The organism is Microbulbifer thermotolerans, assembly GCF_900112305.1.
Lineage (GTDB): Bacteria > Pseudomonadota > Gammaproteobacteria > Pseudomonadales > Cellvibrionaceae > Microbulbifer > Microbulbifer thermotolerans.
This window is the reverse complement of sequence record NZ_FOKT01000027.1, coordinates 1-1,494: the sequence shown is the minus strand read 5'-3', so window position 1 is coordinate 1,494 and position 1,494 is coordinate 1. Positions and strand designations below refer to the sequence as shown.

The window sequence follows — 1,494 nt, the reverse complement described above, 5'->3', positions numbered from 1 at the left end:
GTTGTCTGGCGCTGGGACAGTGATGCGTTTGGGCAGACAGCGCCGGATACTGATCCGGATAGCGATGGAGAACAGACTGTTGTAAATTTGCGGTTCCCGGGGCAGATACAGGGTGGTGAGGCACAGCATTACTACAACTACTTCCGGGATTACGATCCCAGTCTTGGACGATATGTTCAGTCTGATCCGATTGGGCTTCACGGTGGGTTGAACACTTACGCATATGTAGGTGGCAACCCGTTGATGTACAATGACCCCTACGGGCTTTGGGTAAACGTAGCAGTTGGTGTTGGCATCCGAGTCATAGGTGGTCGCGCTGCCGGTGCTGTAATTTCTCGTGCGCTAAAACAGTCTGTTGGTCCCGTTGCTGGAACGGCTTTAGCATGTATATTAACGGGTTATTGTTCGGAAGAAATTGATGACCCTGCTGATTCTGTTGCCGAGGGTGGGCATTGTCCTCCAGAAGGTGATTCCAATCAGAGAGGTAATCCATTTAACGGTGAGCCGGGAGAATGGGTTGAGCATCCCCACGGAAAGCAAGATCGACTCTATGGTAATGACGGTACTCCTGCAGTGGATATAGACTACGGGCATGATCACGGGCAGGGGTCTCCACATTCACACAACTGGAATGATGGTATTCGTGGTCCGGGTGTTCCTGTTACAGTGATTAAATAGTAGTTTTTTAGAGGCAGGGCGAATGAATCTATCTTATTTGCATGATTGGGAGATAAGAGGCATTGATGTCGATCATGATAAAAAAAGCCTCAAAATTTCTTTACTGGAACCAGTGGATAATAAAAATGCTGTTCTTGTATGCAACGAAATAAAGCGTTTTTTCGCATCAGGAATGATGTTACAAAATGTCATTCTTGATGTGCTTGTATTTGAGGAAAACGATTCTTCTGATTATCTAGAATACTGTAAAAAAATGCTAAATCTAAAAACGGTTTCTTTCGATTCACGCTCTTGCATAATGTACATAGAACCATCGGTTGGAATTGAGGTGGCTTGTTACTGTAAAAGTATTAATCTCAATGTTTTGTGAATAAAGAATGAATTTGGATAAACACCGCTTAAGGTTGCTGAACTTGGAAATCACAAGGATGCTGCAAGACTGCTAAGAAAACGATAAATTTAAATTTTACGCGGTTTCGGATAATAAGTGCAATTGGTAAGGGAACGGTCAGATGGTAGAGTCGGCACCTTTCCCGACCAAGAGAAAAGCACTGATGAACTACAGCCAGCTGACCAAGAATGAACACTACCTACCGAACTACAGCCTGAAAACAGCCGGGCACTCTCAAATTGAGATTGCCAAACAGGGTAAAAATGGACACCCATAAATTAAAAAATTGATGGGAAGACCATTGCACACTTACTCTGATTTTTCTAGGGGCTGCTATTTGGGTTATTTAGATATGACGTCCTGTATGGAATTGTGTCAAATAGCTTTATTGGGATGTAACAGCACGTCGAGGAAGCCCGCGACGG

At 44.2% G+C, this 1,494-nt stretch carries 2 protein-coding genes; both read left to right on the top strand.

All coding sequences use genetic code 11. The features are described 5' to 3' along the window. On the top strand, positions 1-678 hold a 678-nt coding region (locus tag BM155_RS17475), incomplete at its 5' end, for an RHS repeat-associated core domain-containing protein (RefSeq protein WP_139223327.1). 22 nt (positions 679-700) lie between these two features. Further along, positions 701-1,048, top strand: coding sequence for a hypothetical protein (locus BM155_RS16685; RefSeq protein ID WP_074904456.1), 348 nt, complete (start codon positions 701-703; stop codon positions 1,046-1,048). The last annotated feature ends 446 nt before the right edge of the window (positions 1,049-1,494 follow it).